This is a genomic window from Streptomyces sp. 7N604, from assembly GCF_052245475.1.
In the GTDB taxonomy this organism is placed as follows: domain Bacteria; phylum Actinomycetota; class Actinomycetes; order Streptomycetales; family Streptomycetaceae; genus Streptomyces.
This window is the reverse complement of record NZ_JBQQBX010000017.1, coordinates 69,930-86,677: the sequence shown is the minus strand read 5'-3', so window position 1 is coordinate 86,677 and position 16,748 is coordinate 69,930. Positions and strand designations below refer to the sequence as shown.

At 71.9% G+C, this 16,748-nt stretch carries 1 protein-coding gene (only partly in view); it reads right to left on the bottom strand.

All coding sequences use genetic code 11. The annotated features are described in order from the left end of the window. Positions 1-16,748 carry the 5' portion of an SNF2-related protein gene (locus tag ACTWP8_RS19865; RefSeq protein WP_443323492.1) on the bottom strand. Its footprint begins 11,533 nt before the window's first position, so 16,748 of the gene's 28,281 nt are visible here — the first part of the coding sequence; the start codon lies at positions 16,746-16,748; its stop codon lies beyond the left edge, outside the window.

Sequence of the window (16,748 nt, the reverse complement as noted above, 5' to 3'; positions counted from 1 at the left end):
CGGGAGTCGGCGAAGGTCCGCAGGCGTCCGGGCATCTCGTGGGCGTGTCCGGACAGCACCCGGACCAGCCCGTAGAGGTCGCTCGTGTGCAGGTGCTCGTTCTCGAGCTGAGTGCGCAGCGCGCGTACGGCGGGGGTGAGGCCCTCGATAGCGTCGGCCTTGGTGCGGATCTGGTCGTTGCCCAGCTGAATCCGGTCGTGCGGCTCCACCCGTTCCAGTGCGCGCAGCACCTTCGCCAGGGCGGGCTGCTGGCTGTGGGTGAGCGGCCAGACGCGGCGGCTGGCGGTGCGCAGCGCGCCGGCGAGCGGCTCGAGCTTGGCGAAGGCCCAGGACACGCGCATGGCATCGGGGTAGGTGGCGTGGCCGGGCAGAGGCTGGGCGTGTTCCTCGGCCCAGACGCGCAGGGCGTTGAGGACCGCGTGGTGGAAGTTGTCCGGCCCGTACGGCTGCGGCGGCAGGATGGTGAGTACCTGGTCGGTGTGGTGGGGCAGGTGCTCCCCCATCACGGTGTGCCAGCCCGAGCCCTCCTTCACCAGCGTGGCCACGACGGTGTTGTCCGGGGTGCGCAGGGTGTAGCTGGGGCCGTTGAAGATGCCCGGCGCCTCCAGCACGGTAAAGCCGTCGGTGCCGGGGACCGCGTACGACAGCCGGTCGGGGTGATCGGCGTGGGTGATCTGCTCGTAGGTCTGGTTCCCGGAGGCCTCGTGGTCGCCCAGCGGCTCCATGGCCTGCGCCGGGGTGAGAAGCGGGCGCGGGTCCGGGTAGCCCAGGCGTGGCAGCAGGAACGGGTCCTCGTACCAGAGTTCCAACGTGGACGGGAACACCTGCCGCCAAGTCTCGCCCCACGCGGTGGCGGCGGCACGGTCGGCGTGCCGACGGGCGTGGTCAGCGAGCGTGGCGAAGGCGGGCCGTACCTCCGCCGGCAGACCCTCAAGGAGGTGGGTGGCCTGCTGGGTGGCCCGGGCCAGCAGCAGTACCGCGCGGACTGCTTCGGAGGGGGTGGTGAGGCTGGATGCCCGCACGGCTGCGCTCGCCTCGCGCAGCTGCCGGGTGCGCGGGTCGGCGGCCGGCCACTGCGGGTGGGCGAGCAGCGCCCAGGACGCGGTGATGAGGTCTGCGGTGGCGCGGGTGAACTCCTCAAGGCTGGTGTAGGGGCCGCCCTCGGGGGTGGTCGAGTCCAGGTCGAACAGGGAGTCCGCTTCTGCCTCCGGCTCGGGGGCGCGGTAGCGGTTCCAGGAAGCGGCGAGGGCTTCGGCGGCGGGCGCCCCGGCTGCCTGCAGGGTGTCCCAGACCACCTGCTCGGCGGCGTTGAGCCGGGCCCAGGCCGCATCGTGCTCCGGGGTCGACCGGGTGGCGGCCGTGTAGGCGGTGTCGGCGTCCAGGAGTTCGCGGCGTTGCTGCTCGCTCAGGCCCAGGTGCACCCAGGCGGGGAGCTCCTCCCAGCGCATCACCATGCGCATCGCGGGCCGGGTGTCACTCCCCTGGGTGGAGATCAGGATGCCTTCGGGGGCGGGGTCGAGCCGTTCCAGGGCGCGCAGGTCCTCGCCCTGGCGAGATCCGCCGAGCCAGGTGCCGCGGCCGGAGGCGACCAGTTCGTCGCGCCATGCGCGCCACTGGGCGGGGTCGTCCATCCGCCGCACGAACGCCGCGAGTCCTGATCCCGGCTCGGTGGCACCGGAGTTGAGCGTGCCGAAGTCGTTGATCAGGGTGCGGATGACGGCGTGCTGTTCGGCCAGGGTGATGCCGGGCACGTCGGAATCGGCGATCTCGAAGCCGTCCGGCTCGGCCGGGGTCTCGGCGTCCGGGCCCGTGGTTGCGAAGGCGGGCTGCACCTGCGAGAGGCTGGGGCGGGGGACGTTCTCGAACAGCGTGTCCCAGGCCGTCGAGGAGGCGGTGGCCCGCCAGGCGGTGGCGAAGGCGTCGGCGGCCTGCACCGCCTCGGCCAGTGCCTGGGCGGCGTCGTCGGGCACCGTCGTGTCCGACCAGGCGTCCTGGACGGCGGTGACGGCCGCGTGGATGGATTCGACGGCCGCGTGGAAGTCGCCGGGCTGGCGTAGGGAGACTCGGGTGAAGGTCTCCAGGGCCTCGCGCAGCGCCGTCTCGGGCCCGGTCTGTGCGGCCAGTTTCTTGAAGTGGGCGGTGCGGGCCAGTGCCCGTACGGCCTGGTTGAGCGCGCGGCGCGGTGCGCTGATCTCCTTGCGGTGGGTGAAGGCCCCTGCCGGCACCGGTTGTTCGTCCGCGGGGTGTTCGGCGGGCTGTTCGGGTTCGTCGTTGCCGCCGGGTGCGGGCGGCGGCGCGTTGTCGCGTCCGGCGCCGCCCCCGGCGGCGGGAGGCATCGCCGAGGGCTGGTCGTCCTCGGCGTCACGTTCGGCGCCGGCGTCCGGGCTGTCCTGCTCGTTCGGAACCTGGTCGGGCGCGTCCTGCGGGCGGCCGGTTGCTGTTTCGGCGCCGGCAGGCTGCGGCTGTGCAGCGGGCGCGGGGGGCTGGGTGAGTTCCTGATGGCGGGCCAGGACGCGGTCTTCCATCTCCGAGCGGGTCGGGCTCGCGGACAGGTCGGGCTCGGCGGCGCCTGCGTCGCCGATGGCGTAGGCGCGCAGGAGGCGGGTCAGGCGGGCCGCGCGGGCGTGGACGAAGTCGTCGGCGCCGTCCCCGTAGAGGTCGACCAGGGCGCGGTCGACGTCGGTGCCGTACGCGCCGAAGGAGTTCTGCAGCCGCTCCAGGACGGCCCAGGCGCGGGTGGACTCGATGGCGGCGCGACGTGGCGAGAGGTCCAGGACGCGGGTGGGCGGGTTGGTTTCGAGGGGGAGCTGTGCGTCGATGGCGGCGAGTTCGTCCCACATGCCCTGCACGTCTTCAAAGGCGACCAGGCCGGGGTGGTGGTCGTGCAGCAGGGTGAGGATGTCGGTGAGCTGGTTGTGGAGGGGGCGCAGCGCCGCGGCCACGGTGTGCAGCCGCACGTGGGCGGGGCGGGCCTGGGCGGCGGGGGTGTGTCGGCCGATGGGCACGGCCCCCAGCGGGCGGCGGACCACCAGGCCGCCGTCGCTGAGGCGTTCGGTGAGGTATCCGGAGCGCTTCAGATCGGCTTCGGCCGTGATCCGTGCGTGCACGACCACGGCCGTGGCCAGGCTGCCTTCGGGGAAGTGCCGCTCGTCGGCGGGCCGCACCTGGAAGGTCTCCGTCGGGTCCAGGCTGGAGCGGTAGGCCGCCAGCAGGGCGCTGATCTCTCGGGTGAGCTGCCACTGCTCCGCGGCGCGGCCCTGGGGGAGTTCGACGACGACGTGGCGGGCTTCGCCGCGGTGGGCGGAGCGGGGGTTGTCCTCGCTGACGGTGGTGACGCTGTAGCCCAGGGAGTACAGCTCGCCGATGCGTGCGTCGCGCTGGTTGGGCGCCTCGTACGGGAGCATCGTCATGGTGATTGCGACGGTGCCGTCCAGGCGCGGTTGCAGGGTGTAGCCGCCTCCGCCCCAGGCGGCGGGCACCAGGCCGCTGTGGTCCAGGGCCTGGGCGACGGTGCGCTCGGCCGCCGTGACGGTGCCGGTGGGTGCGGTGGCCGGCGAGGGCGGACAGAGCGGGACCTCCTCGCCCTTGCGGAACAGCTTGGCGCGGGCCGTCTCGTCGTTGCCGGAGGCGATCCAGTCCGCCGCCAGGGCGTCGGCGGCGGCCACCGTCTCGGCGATCACCGCCTGGTCGGCGGCGTCGACGTTGCTGGCGGCGGCCCGCTCGGCGAGGTAGCGGGTGGCCCGGGCCAGCGTGAGGGCGCCTCGGTAGGCCTCCTCGCGCCGTTCGGCCTTGGGGTCCTCGCGCAGGAACCGCATCGCGTGGCGGAAGGCCGTGGCGCCGAGGTTGCCGTGGTGCGGGCTGGAGAGTTCTCCGCGGACGGAGTCCAGGGCCAGGACCCGCTCGGCCTGGGCCAGGAGCGGGGTGTGCTGGTTGCGGAGCGCGGTGATCGACCGGCGGGCGGTGCCGCCGGGGAACTCCGCTTCCAGAGCTGCGGCGATGGCGGTGGGGCGGCCGGACTGGATCCGGCCCCACCACGCGGCCAGCGGGCCGCTGCCGCCGGGGACCGTCCCGGCGCGCGCGATCGCGTCGGTGATCAGAGTGATCTGTTCGGCGGGCAGGTCCTGCTGCCAGGCGGTGCCGGACAGCCACTCGGTCAGCGCCTGCTGGGCGGCTTGCGGATCGGCGCCGGGTTCGGCGTGAGTCATGAGCTCGGGGCTTGCTTCGGCACGGGCCTGCAGTTCCAGCAGAGCGAGCTGCAGGCGCGGCTCCGCATCGCGGGCGGTCGCGGCCAGGTTGAGGGCGTGTGCGTGGGCGGCCTGGGCCGCGGCTTCGAGTTCGGCGCCACCGTCGATGCCACGGCTGCGGCGGATGTGGGCGGCTTCGCGGGCCTCTTCGGCGAACTCGGCCAGGGCGGCGTGGTCGGTGTAGACGACGCCCCAGTCGCGGGCCTTGAGGAGTCCGGCCAGGACCACCGTGGCCAGCCCGATGCGCTGCGGCTGGTCGGCGTCGATGACCACCGCGCGCACCAGGGCGAGGAGTTCGTTCTGCGCGGTGCGCGCGTCCTGCCCAGTGGGGTAGGCCTTCGCTTCGGGCCCCAGCGGCAGCAGCGGTTCGTCGACGGGGGCGGGGATGGGGGCGGGTGCCGGGCGCCGCTCGTCGGTCGGCAGGGTGGTGAGGTGACGGCGCAGCCGCTCGATGTGGTGGGCGGTTGCGCTGTGCAGGGCCTGAGCCCACTCGGCGCGGGCGCCGCTGGAGCCGTCGGCCAGGGCCTTGGCGGCGCTGGCCAGCACCAGGTGCCGGTTGAGGTCCCCGGCGTATCCGCCGACACCGCGGTGCCCGCCGACCAGCCGCACGGCCGCCTCCACCTGGGCGCTGAGGTTCTGTGCTTCGGGGTCGAAGGGCGCCAGGTGGTCGAGGAGGTAGATCTGGGCGGCGATCTTCTGCTGGTCGCGGCGCAGCTCGTCGGGCGTGAGCGGCACACCTTCCGTGGGAAGGTGCACCGGGACAAGGCGCTCGGCCAGCTGCTCGGCGGCGCGCTCGACCAGCTCCAGGGCGTGGTGGGCGGGCACGGCGGCGTACCGGCTGCTGTGGCGGCCGAGTTGGGCTTCGAGGATGTGGCGGGCTTGCTGGGCGGCTTCCGCCAGGCGCCCGGCCTGGGCGGCCTGCGTGCGCCATTCACCGGCGCCGCTGCTGATCCGGGACAGCGCCTGGTCGAAGGCATTGACCTGCTCCTGCTCCAGGTGCGGCAGTAGGAGGTGGACCGTGTCCCGGTGGAGCTTGCCCAGCGCGGCCGCGGCCGCATCGAGCTCTGCTCCGGTGGTGAGCGGCCCGGTGGCGGTGGCCGCCTCGAAGGCCTCGGCGAGTTCCTGCAGCGGGCTGCCATAGGGAAGGCGTCGGCGCAGGTTCATGGACTCGTCGTCGCCGACGGGTGTGAAGACGTGCCGCTCGTCGTCCCGGGTCAGCAGCAGGACGCCGTTGTCCCACTGGGGCGCGCCGGTGGAGGGCTTGACGGCGAGGGCGTACAGTTCGGCGGCCGTGTAGGTCGCGCTCTCGTCCCAGGTGTCCGCGCGTGCGGTGCGCAGCAGTTGGGAGGCGGGCATGTGCGCGTCGATGTTCTGGGCCGTCTCCCGCAGGTGGCGCTGTGCGTCGCTCTCGCGGCCGGCCGGCCAGGTGCCGCCGCTCTCGGCGAGCTCGACGGCGGTGGCGTGCATCCGGGCGACGTGGTCGTAGGCCGCGTCGGACAGGTTGTTCGCGCTGATGTGGCCGCGCCCGTCGTCCCAGAGCACGCCAGTGAACTGGTAGGCGAGGTCGACGAGTTGCTGCGCGAGACGTGCGGCCTCGGCGTGGGTGCCGATCTGGTCGGCCAGGGCGTCCGCCCACAGCGCGGCCGCCGCGGCGTCGGTGATTTCCTTGAGGGTCTTCTCCGCGGTGTACTGCCGGCCTGTCCAGGTGCGGGTCCACTCCCCCAGTGCCGCGACCAGTTTCAGGGCGCCCTCGCGGGCGGCGGCCTGGTCGGGGTAGGACTCCTCGGTCTCGCCCACGCCCTGCGGGTCGGCGAGTTGCCACGCGGCCGGCGCGGGTGCCGCCACGGCCGCCGGTGCCGCAGCGCCCGATTGGCGGGCGGCGTCCAGGCGGGCGGTGACTTCCTCCAACAGGTAGGTGTGCAGCACGTCGGAGGGGTGGCTGGGCGCGTCGCTGTTGTCGAAGTACAGCTCCAGCAGCCCGGCCGGAACGTGGCCCTGGAGGTTAGCGATGTGTTCCTCGGTGAAGCGGCTGATCAGGTCGTCCGGGTCGTCGCCGTGGCTGCCGTCGAGGCGGATACGCAGGTCGATGTCGCTGCTGGCCGCATCCGCGATCGCGGCCACCTGTTCGGCCCACGGCTGCCACATCGCGGGCAGGTCGGTTCCGGCGGCGGGCAGCGGGCTCAGGACCGGTGCCGCGGGGGCCGTCTCGAGCAGGGAGCGCCACATGGTGCTGAAGAGGCCGACGAAGTCGCCCATCGGGCCGATGTCGCTGTGCAGGGCGCGCCGCAGCCGCGGCGACATGTCCTGCTGGCGCTGTTCCAGCCACGCCCACAGGGCCGGTGCTTGGGGCACCTCGGCGGAGGACGAGGCGGCGTAGCGGATCGTGGCCAGCAGTTGCTCGTCGGCGCGGGCCTGCGCGGTGAGAGCGGCGGCTTCTTGCTGGAGCTGCGGGTCGGCTTCGTCGACGAGGCTCTGGGTGAGGCGGGCGTGCCGGGCCGCGGTGTCCGTCAGGCCCATCAGCATCTCGCCGTGCCGGAGCAGGCCTTCTTCGGCCTGCTCGTGCCAAACCTGCCGAGCCAGCTCGCTGATCGTGTGGCACAGGGCGGGCAGCGCCGGGGACAGGCCCGCATCGAGGTCGCCGTGGCCGGTGGCCACGGTCTCGATCAGCCGGAGCAGGACCCGCTCGCTGTGCCGGTCCTCGGCGCGCAGGGCGTCCGAGTCCTGGATCCGGCCGAGGAGTTGGATGAAGTAGGCGTGCCGGGCGGCGAAGTCCTTGCCGTCGGTGGGGGGATTGGCCGGGGCCAGCTCGGGCGGCGTCAGGTGCAGGATGCCGATCTGCCTCGCTGCGGCTGCTGCGAGGTCCGGCTCGGCGAGCATGGTTGCCGCCCACCGCTGCCGCATTTCCTCCACGACGCCGTCGAGGGCCTGCCAGCCGAGAAAGCGGTCGGAGACCTCTGCGGCCCTCAGGCGCGTGAGGTCGCCCACCTGGGCGAGCAGGGCATACCAGCCCTTGGGCATGGCGCCGGGCTTCGGCTCGTTGAGCAGGGCGGACAGCGCGATGACGGTGTGCCGTTCCGCCGCGGGCAGGGCGTCGAGCGGGCCCAGCTCCTCGGCCCACGTGCGCCAGGCGGTCTGCAGGTCGGACAGGGCGGCGACCGCATCCTCGGGCCGCGCGTAGATGATCTTCCCGGCAGCCGCACGAAGACGGTTGCGGTCGAGCTCGGGCAGGCCGCGCGCGGCGGCGCGCGCCAGGTGGTTGTCGCTGCGGCGCAGCAGCACGTTGAGCTGTTCCAGGGCCCGCTGCACGGGGTGGGCTTGCCTTTTGGCGGTGACTTCGCCGCGCAGGAGCAGCAGGTGCTGGTGGGCTTCGGACATGGCCAGCCAGTGCTCCTCGGGCCCGCCGTTGCCGCCCTCATCGGGGATGCTCGCGGCGGCGTCTGCCAGGGCGTCCTCGGTGGCCTGGGCGTGCCACGGCGTGATCTCGTCGAGAGCGGCGCGGTTCTCGGCCAGCCACGGGCCCATGTCGTGGACGAGGAGGTCGGCGGTCTGTACGGCCTGCGAGCCCGGCGGGTAGGGGACGGGGTGGAGGACTTCCAGGTCCCACTCCCCCGCCGCGGCGACCGGCACGACCGCAGTGGTGTCCGGCGCGCCGGCTTCGGTGGCGGCCGTGGGCGCGGTCGCGGCGTAGGCGACGAGCGCGCTGCGGGTCGGGGCGTCGAGGTCGAGCAGGGCGGGCCAGGCGGTGGCGTTGTCGTGCAGGAGCGCCTGCGCGGCCTTGGGGTCCAGGCCGTGGGCGGCGGAGGCGAAGCGGGCGGCATCGTCCTGCGCGGACAGCGCCTCGAGGGTGGCGTCGCGGCCGCTGTCGCGCGACCACAGGGTCCACGGGCCCTCGCTCTGCCAGGAGATCCGCAGGCCGGGGGTGTCGCGGAGCCGGTCGGTCAGCTCCTCGCCGCGGCACACGAACAGCTCGCCGCCGCGCTGGACGGCGTACAGGGTGCCAGGTTCGGGCAGGAGGGCGAGCCGTGCGGTCTGCGCGGTCTGCGCGGTCACATGCACGGCCAGCAGGTCGATCGCGGCGTCGTCACCGAAGAAGGCATCGATCAGGGCCGCGTCCTGCGCTGACCCAAGGTCGCCGAGCTGCCGGTAGACCTGATCCTGTATCCATTCACGGACCAGGTCGACGACGAGGCCGTTGAGGGGTTCGTTGCTGACCACGAGCCCAAAGGTGTTCGGGTCAGTGGCGGCGGCGTCCAGGAGCCGGTCAACCTGGTCGGCGTGCTCCTGCCACTGGGGCGGGATCGGCAGTCGGCCGCCTGTGCGGGCGGCGTGGGTACCAGTGGCGTGCTGGCCGAGAGTGTGGGCCAGGCGTGCGAAGGCGCCGGTGAAGCCGCGCGGGGTGAAGTCGGCGTGCAGGATGTGGCGCAGCAGCGGGCTCATTTGGTCCGCGCGCTCACTCAGCCAGTTCAGGAGCGCCGGGGCGTACGGCACGGGGGCGTTGCTGGTGAGCGGGTGGGCGGGGGTGCCCATCACGGCGAGCAGCTCGGGGTCGGCGAGTGCCTGCTGGGTGAGGGTTTCCAGTTCGGCGTCGAGGTTCGCGTCGGTCTCGATGAGGGTGGCGTGCAGGCGTCGGGCGTGGCGGGCGGCCGCGGTCGCGAAGTCTTGGAAGTCGCGCTCCCTGTAGGCGTGGTAGCCCTCCTCCTCGTGTTCGCGGCCCACTTGGCGGGCCAGCTGTGCCGCCGCATCGAGCAGATGCGGCCATGCCAGGTCGATCTGTCCGTCGGGAGACTGCAGGGGGCGGCGGTCGAGCTCCTCCAGGAGCCGGGACAGGCGCCGCTCGGTGACCGCCTTCTTCGGCCGGCTCTGCGCGTGGGCCCGGCTTGCGGAGCTGACGATTGCGCTGTGCGAGCGCTCCAGCCCTTCTTGGTCGAACCGTCCGTCCGTGTGCGCGTAGGGCGCTGCCGGGTCGAGATCCCGGTAGGCGACCTCGAGGGGGCGCGTGCCGTGGGCGAGGAGGGTGTCGGCCAGGTCCGGATCGGTGAGCACCGTCTGTGCGAGACGTCCGAGATGGGTGGGGAGCTTGCCTGTTGCGCTGCGCAGGTCAGGAAGGCCCGTGGCGCGGGCGAGGCCGTGCATGGCCATCAGGTGGGCGGTGGCGCCGCCCGGTGTCCGTGCGGCTTCCACCCGGGCCTTGAGGAGGGCGATCTGCTGTGCGGTGCGCCCTCGTCCGTCGGGCGCGGTGCTCTGTGCGGCGGCCTCCTCCAAGGCGTCGAGTGCCCGCTGGACCTCCTCCGCGCTCGCGTAGGGTTCGTCCGCGAGCCGGGCCGCATCGCGCAGCCAGGCTTCCTCCGGCTCGGGCGGCGGGGTGTGGGCGAGGCGGTCGACGTAGAGGGCGGCGGTGCGTGCGAGGTGGCGCAGCCGGCCGGTGCTGCGGCGGTCGGCGGGAGCGAAGTCCGGGTGCACGGCGAGCGTGTCGACGGCCAGTCGGATCCGGGTGTAGGCCTGGAGTTGGAGGGCCCAGTCCTCGGCGGGGGTCTGCCGGGCCTGTTCCCAGGAGTCGGTGAACTCCGCGAGCGCGGATCGGAGTTGTTCGGTCGGCGCCTCGGGCAGGTCCTGCCCGAAGTCTTCCTGCCACTGGTCGTGCAGCGCACGCAGGTCGTCGCGCGCTCTCGCGGCCGAGTCATGCTCGTTGGTCGTGGCGTACGGCGTGGGCCGGTCTTCGCCGAGGATCCAGTTCTCCTCGGTCACCGGGTTGCCGCTCGTGCCAGCGTCTTCGCCGGGCACGGCAGCGGGGGCCGGGTCGCGGTCAGCTGCAGGGGCTTCGGGGGTGCCGTTGGCGGTGGGGTCGGCCGCGGCGCGGGTGCGCACGGCGTCGTCGTCGCCGTCGCGGATGGCCTGGATGAGGGGCGGGTTGTCCTTGCTCCCGGTGGCCATGAACTCTTCGAACTGGGCGCGTGCTTGGGCCTCGATGGTGCGGGCCAGGTCGTTTTCGCCCGCGTGCTGGGCAAGGGTGGCGCGGTGACGTTCGAGGAAGGTGCGGGCGAGGTCGGTGAAGGCGCTCAGGGGCGCCTGCATGGTGGTGCGGTCGCGGCCCTTGAGGGAGCGCAGGAGCCGCTCGGCCTGGGTCAGGGAGTTGGTGAGGGAGGCCTCCGTGTCGTGGCCGTCGCGGTCCTCGTGGGCGGCGACCGCCTCGAACAGGGCGCGGCGCAGCTGGGTGAAGGCCCGGGGGATGTCCGCGCGGTCCCAGGTCTGGTCGGCGGCGCGGCTGAGTGCGAGCTCGGCGGCTTCCACCTCGGCGAAGGCCTGGTTCCATTCCCGCTGGGTGGTGAAGACGGGGGCTGATGCCGCAGACGGCTCGGCGGCGGCTGTCTGCTGTGGCGCCGCCGGGCCGGGTACGCCGGTGCCGGCCGGGGCAGGGGCGGGCTCGTCGGCTGCGGACGGGGTGGCGGCCGCGGGCGGCGTGCTGGTCGCGGTGGGCGTCTCGGCGAGGTCTTCGGCCGGGCTCTGCGCTGGGCTCTCGACGGTGGGGGCTTCGGCGGCGGAGGGCGTCGCGGCGCGGCGGGCCAGGCCGGTGAGGCGGGCGTCGTTGGAGACGGCTTCGAGGCGGGTGCGGTCACGGAAGTGAGCGACGAGGTGGCGGCCTTGGCTGCCGATGGCCAGCAGGGCGGGGGCGTCCTCCATGAGGCGGCGCAGCAGTGCGTGGGCGGTGAGGGTCTCGTTGTCGGCGGTGTACTTGCCGCCCAGGCCGAGGTCGTCGAGGCGTACGTATTCGCGGCCGTCTTCGGCGGCGGAGGGGTCGGGTTCGGGTTCGGCGGACTCTTCCCACTGGGCCAGGGCTGCGGGGGTGGCCAGGGTGGCTGTCCAGCGCTGTTCGTGCAGGTCGGCAAGTCGGCCCAGGCGCTTGAGGTCTGTGGCCAGGGGGTTGTTGCGGCCCAGGGCCTTGGTGGCTTCGTCGATGGCGGTGCGCCACCACTGGGGAGACACGATCGCGGCGGCGGCTGGGAGAGAATCGGCGTCGAGGCGCTGGCGGCGCAGGTCGCGGCTCTCGTCCAGGAGGCGGTCGACGGCCTTGGCGAGCTTGCGGCCGCCGGGGCTGGTGGCGGCATCGGGGTGGCTTTCGATGACCGCGGAGAGCGTTTCGGCGAGCAGACGCTCGGCGATGAGGGTGCCGAGCCGGTCGGTGTAGTGGGGGTGCTCCTCCTGGGGCTCGTCCGCCGGTGCGCCGCCATCGGCGGATCCAGCAGATCCGGCGGAGCTGCCGGTGCCCCCAGAGCGGCTGCGGGAGCGGCGTGCCCCGCCTCCCCCTCCACCACCGGAGCCGGCCATGACCGCCCCGTCGTCGGCGCCGCCCGCAGTTGCGTAACTGGGCACGGCTCCGGCCGGCCCGCCGCTCTGGGCGGGCGCTTCCGCTTCCAGTTCGGCCATCAGGGCTGCGACCTGGGCCTTGGCCTGCGCAAGGTTGTCGTCGTCGTAGTACTCGGAGCCGACGTGGGCCCGCGCGTTCTCGACCTCTCCCAGCGCCTCCGCCCGGTCCTTGCCCGCCTTGACGAGGTCGTCTTCGAGGTGGGCGAGACGGTATTCGAGGGACTGGATCGTGCCGTAGACGGAGCCGGGCTCGTCGCGCAGCTTCTTGGGGTCGACCGGGACGTCCTGCCCGGCGCCGAAGTTCAATTTGAGGTCGAGAAAGTCCAGGCGGGCGTAGACGGGCACGCCGCCCAGGACGGCGACCTCGACGGGCGGGTGGCCCACCTGTCCGCGCAGTTCGTCGATGGCGTCGGCGAGGCGGAAAGCGAGGGCGGCGGTGGCGGACTTGCGCTGCGTGTAGGTGCGCCCGGACACGGTCATGGAGAAGTCGGTGCCGCGGGTGGAGCGGCGGGTGCCGGGGGTGGTGCCGTCGCCGATGATGGAGGTGAGCAGTTCGATGTCGGCCTGGAGGCGGTCGGCGCGCCGGCTCTCAGTGTCGAGGGTGTACTGCAAGCCGGCCTGGGCGGCGTTGTGGGCGTGCTTTTCGGCCTCCATGCCGAGGATCTCGTTCTGGAGGCGCCCGACTTCCAGCAGGCGGGGGTCACCGGCGCCGATGCTGACGGCTTCGAGCATGTGCTCGAAGTCCTCCATGGCGATGTCTTCGATGGTGCGGTCGGTGAGCTTGCCGCTCATCAGCTGCTGGATGAACTTGGCCTTGCCCAGGACGAGCTGCCACACGTAGGCGTCGAAGCTGTTCTCGGTGACGTAGTTGTAGACGTGGACGGGCCGGCCGAGGTCGTAGTTGAGGTTCTTCTGCCTCACGACGCGGCCGTTGCGCTGGTGCAGGTCGACGGGGCGCCAGGGGCAGTCCAGGTGGTGCACGGCGATCGCGCGCCGCTGGACGTTGGTCCCGGTTCCCATGGTCTCCGTGGACCCGATCAGAACGGATACTTTGCCGTTGCGGCAGTCGCGGAAGAGCGCGGCCTTCTCGCGGTCCGTCTTGGCTTCCTGCATGAAGCGGATGCCGTCCACCGGCACACCGCGGGCGGTGAGTTCCATGAGCAGGCCGTCGTAGACGGTCCACTTGCCCTGCTTGAGGGCCTCCTTGGAGGGGGTGCCGAGGTCGGCGAAGACCAGCTGGAGGCTGCCGGGCAGTTCGTCGGGATCGGCGTCCTTGGGGCCCTGGTAGATGTCGTCCTTGTGCTGGTGGTACAGGGCGGCGATCTTGTCGGCGGCGATCGAGATCTTCGTGACCTCGTCGGGATCCAGGGCGTAGCCGACCAGGCGGGGGTCGAGCGCGGCCTGCCGCATCCAGGACGCCAGCTTGAGCATGTTGTCTTCGTCGGGCTCGACCGCGCGGGAGCGGATGTCGGCCGCGCGCCGCTTGGCTATCTCCGCTATCTCCGGATGGACGCTGGTGACCGGGCACTTCACCATCTGCGGCCCGCCCTCGACGATGTCGGGGACGGGCAGGCCCAGGTCTTCTGCCGTCTTGACGTCGGTGGGCACCCACCAGGCCGTCAACAATTCGGGCATGTTGGTGAAGCGGGCAAAGCGCGACTTGGTCTGCAGCCCGCCCTCGGGCGCGATCTCGATCGAGGTGTCGATCTCGGCGTGGTTGGCGACCCAGTCATCGAAGCTCTCCAGGCCTTCTGCTGCGAGGATGTCGGGGCGCAGGAGCTTCATCCACACGTACGCCTCGGCGATGGAGTTGACCACGGGGGTCGCAGAGGCTCCGGTGACCACGCGGGCGCCATAGGTGCGCCGCATGTATTCGAGCTTCATGTGCAGGTCGGTCGCGCGGATCGACCCAGCAATGGACAGCCCGGCGTTGTTGGACGGGTTGTACAGATTCTTGAAGTTGTGGATCTCGTCGACGAACAGGTAGTCGATGCCGAGCTGTTCCCAGGACAGGCCGGAGTCCCGGATGGAGCGCATGCGCTGCTTCAGCGCCTGCTCGCGGACCAGCTTCTTGCCCTCGACCTCCTTGACGGTGTCGTCGTCCTCGGGGTTCTTGCCTTCGGCACGGAGCTTTTCGCGGCGGCGTTCGAGGTCGCGGTCGAACTCGGCGAGCTGGGCGTCGATGTAGGTCTGGTGCTCGGCCGCGGACAGCGGGATGGCCTTCATCACGCCGTACGTCATGATGATCGCGTCCCAGTCGCCGGTGGCGGCCTTGGCGGCGAACCGCTTGCGCTTACGGCGTGAGTCGAGGTCCTTGGTGGAGGCGGTCAGGACCTTCGCGCCGGGGTAGGCCTGCAGGAACTCGCGCGTCCACTGCTCGGCCATGTGGTTGGGCACGACGATGGCCGGTTTGCGGGCCAGCCCCAGGCGCCGCAACTCCATGGCACCCATGGACATCTCGAGGGTCTTGCCGGCGCCCACCTCGTGGGCAAGGAGGGCCGCGGGTTCGTTGAGGATCCGGGCAACCGCGGCCTTCTGGTGCGGGCGGGGTGCGAACGCCGTGGACAGCCCGGGGAACGACATGGCCGGGTGGTCGTCATAGTTGCGCAGGACGATGCTGTTGAAGCGGGTGTTGTAGAGGTCGGCCAGGGTCTCGGCGCGCTCGTCGTCCTTCCACAGCCACTTGCGGAACTCTTCGTTGATGCGCCCGGCCTGCTTGTTCGCGATGGTCGTCGCGGTCATCGCCTCGGCGCGCAGGCGGGCCTTCTCCTCGCGAGTGGCCTCTTCGGGGAAGGTGGGTGTGATCCGGATCGGCTTCTGGTTGAGCAGGGCGGTCACTATGGAGATCGCGTTCATCTCCTCGGTGCCCCACACCTGCGTGTTCATCACGGTCTTCTCGCGGCTGCAGGTGACCGTCCATGTCGACCCGGCAGCCCGCTCCACCTTGATCGACTCGTCCCGCAGCAGCTCACGCAGGAATTCCTGCACATACGGGGCGGCCACCCAGGGGGCGCCGAGTTTGACGCGGATTTCGTGTGGCGGCACGTCCTCGGGCTGGACCCGGGTGAGCTCGGCGACGTTGACGGCGAACCGGTCATCGATGTCGGCGGCGTCCTGGGCCTGCGCGAGCTTGAGCCGCACGTTGCCCGACAGGTACTCGGCGGCCGGCACCAGACGCCCTGTGTGGGGCTCCTCGAACACCGCAGTGCCCAGCGCGGCGCGCGCCGCGTCCCCGTCCGGCAGGTCCAGCAGGCGGGCGACGACGTCGAGACGGATCTCCCCGTGCTGGTCCAGGCTGATCGCGGCGGCTTCCTCGGCCGTGTCTGCCCGCTCGGGAATCTGCCGGGGCGCCGCGACGCGCTGAGTGAAGATCTCGGACTTGCGGGCGGTGCCCGTCTCCTCGTCGTACTCCTCCAGCGCGTAGACCAGAGGAGCGTGCGGGTCGTCGGCGAACCCGCCCTGCTTCGGCGGCACGCGGGCCCAGACCTTGAGCTTGCCGGCGTCGCGCAGTTCGTCGCGGACCTGCCGCAGTTCCGTCAGCGGCTCGCGCAGGGACCTGGGTGCCTTGGCCGGATCCCAACCGAGCAGGAGTTTCAGGTCGGCGTCGTTCATGACGCCGTCACCGAGGTTCTCGATCACGGCCCGCTGGTTGGCGCCCAGCCGGTGACCGCTGACCTCCAGCGCTGCGTCCAGGAGCTGTTCCGCCAGCTCCTCGGGCAGGTCGTCCCAGACCAGCGCTCGGTTCCGCTCCCGCCGCTCAAACCGGCTGACCGGCCCGTACTTCTTGACGTAGGCGTCGTAGTGGAGGTTGAGCTGGCTTCGCAGGAAGGCCAGCCAGCCTTCGTCGGTGTCGGGTGTGGTCTCGGCGTCCAGCAGCGAGCTGACCGCATCCCTGATCGCTAGCAGCGCCTTCAGCTCGTCCCGCTGGGTCTTCGGGCAGGGGTGCGGTTCGCTGTCCTCGATCCGCGCCGACCAGAACGACCCGTCCTCCAGTTCGATGATCCGCCCGTCGAAACGCTCGGCGTCCGCGCCGAACTTCTCGTAAGCGTCCGGGCCCTTGACCTCCTCCTCGCGGCGGACGGGGTTCTCGGTCATGGTCAGCCCGGACTTCACCGCCACGGCCAGGGCGCGCTGCAGCGCGAAGTCCAAAGCTGCGGCGGTGTCCCCGCGCCTCGCGGTGACCTCGGCCCGGAACTTCTCCCCCCTCGCCCGGCCCGGCGTCAGCTGGCCCAGGACGTTCATCTCATGGTCGACGAAGTACTCGTTGACATCCATCGACTTGCCGTCGACCTGGACCTCTTTGGTCTTGGCGAACGCCGCGCCCTGCCGGTTGTGCGAGGGGGCCTTCCGGCGGAAGATCAACAGATCGGTGGCGACATCCGTGCCGGCCGCCGCGGCGTGCGCGCCATTGGGCAGCCTGATCGCACAGATCAGATCGGCGAGTTCGGCCATCTCGGCACGGGCCGCCTTGGACGATTTGTCCATCGTTCCGGTCGAGGTGATGAAGGCCGCCACTCCCCCGACCCGCACGCCTTCCAGGGCCTTGATGATGAAGTGGTCGTGCATGGGGAAGTTGCCGGGATTGTGCCGGGGATCCGTCAGCCGGGCGGCATGAAACGGCACGTTTCCGATCGCCGCGTCGTACTCACCGGGCTTGATCCGGGTGTCCTCATAGCCTTCGTTGCGGATCCGCGCGTGGGGGTAGAGGGCCTGGCTGATCGCCGCGGTCACCCCGTCGAGTTCCACACCGGTCATCTCGGCGCCCTCGGGCGCCATCCCGATGAACACCCCGGCGCCGCTGCCCGGCTCCAGGACCCGGCCTCCCTTGAAGCCCAAGGCCTGCAGAGCGCGCCAGATCACCCGCGCGAACGCGGCGTCGGTGTAGTGCGCGTTCAGCGTGGTGCGCCGCGCGGCGGCGTACTCCCTCTCGCTGAGCAGCTGCCGCAGCTCCGCCTGCGCTTCCTCGTACTGTCGGCGTCGCCGGCCACTCTTCTCATTCGACGGGTCGAAGACGTTCGGCAGAGCGCCCCATGACGACCAGCGCGCCATGGCCCGCCGCTCATCGTCGGTGGCAGTTCGTTCTTCAGCTTGGAGCCGACGCAAGACACGCAGGGCCTCGAGGTTGGCCTCCAAGCGAGCCAT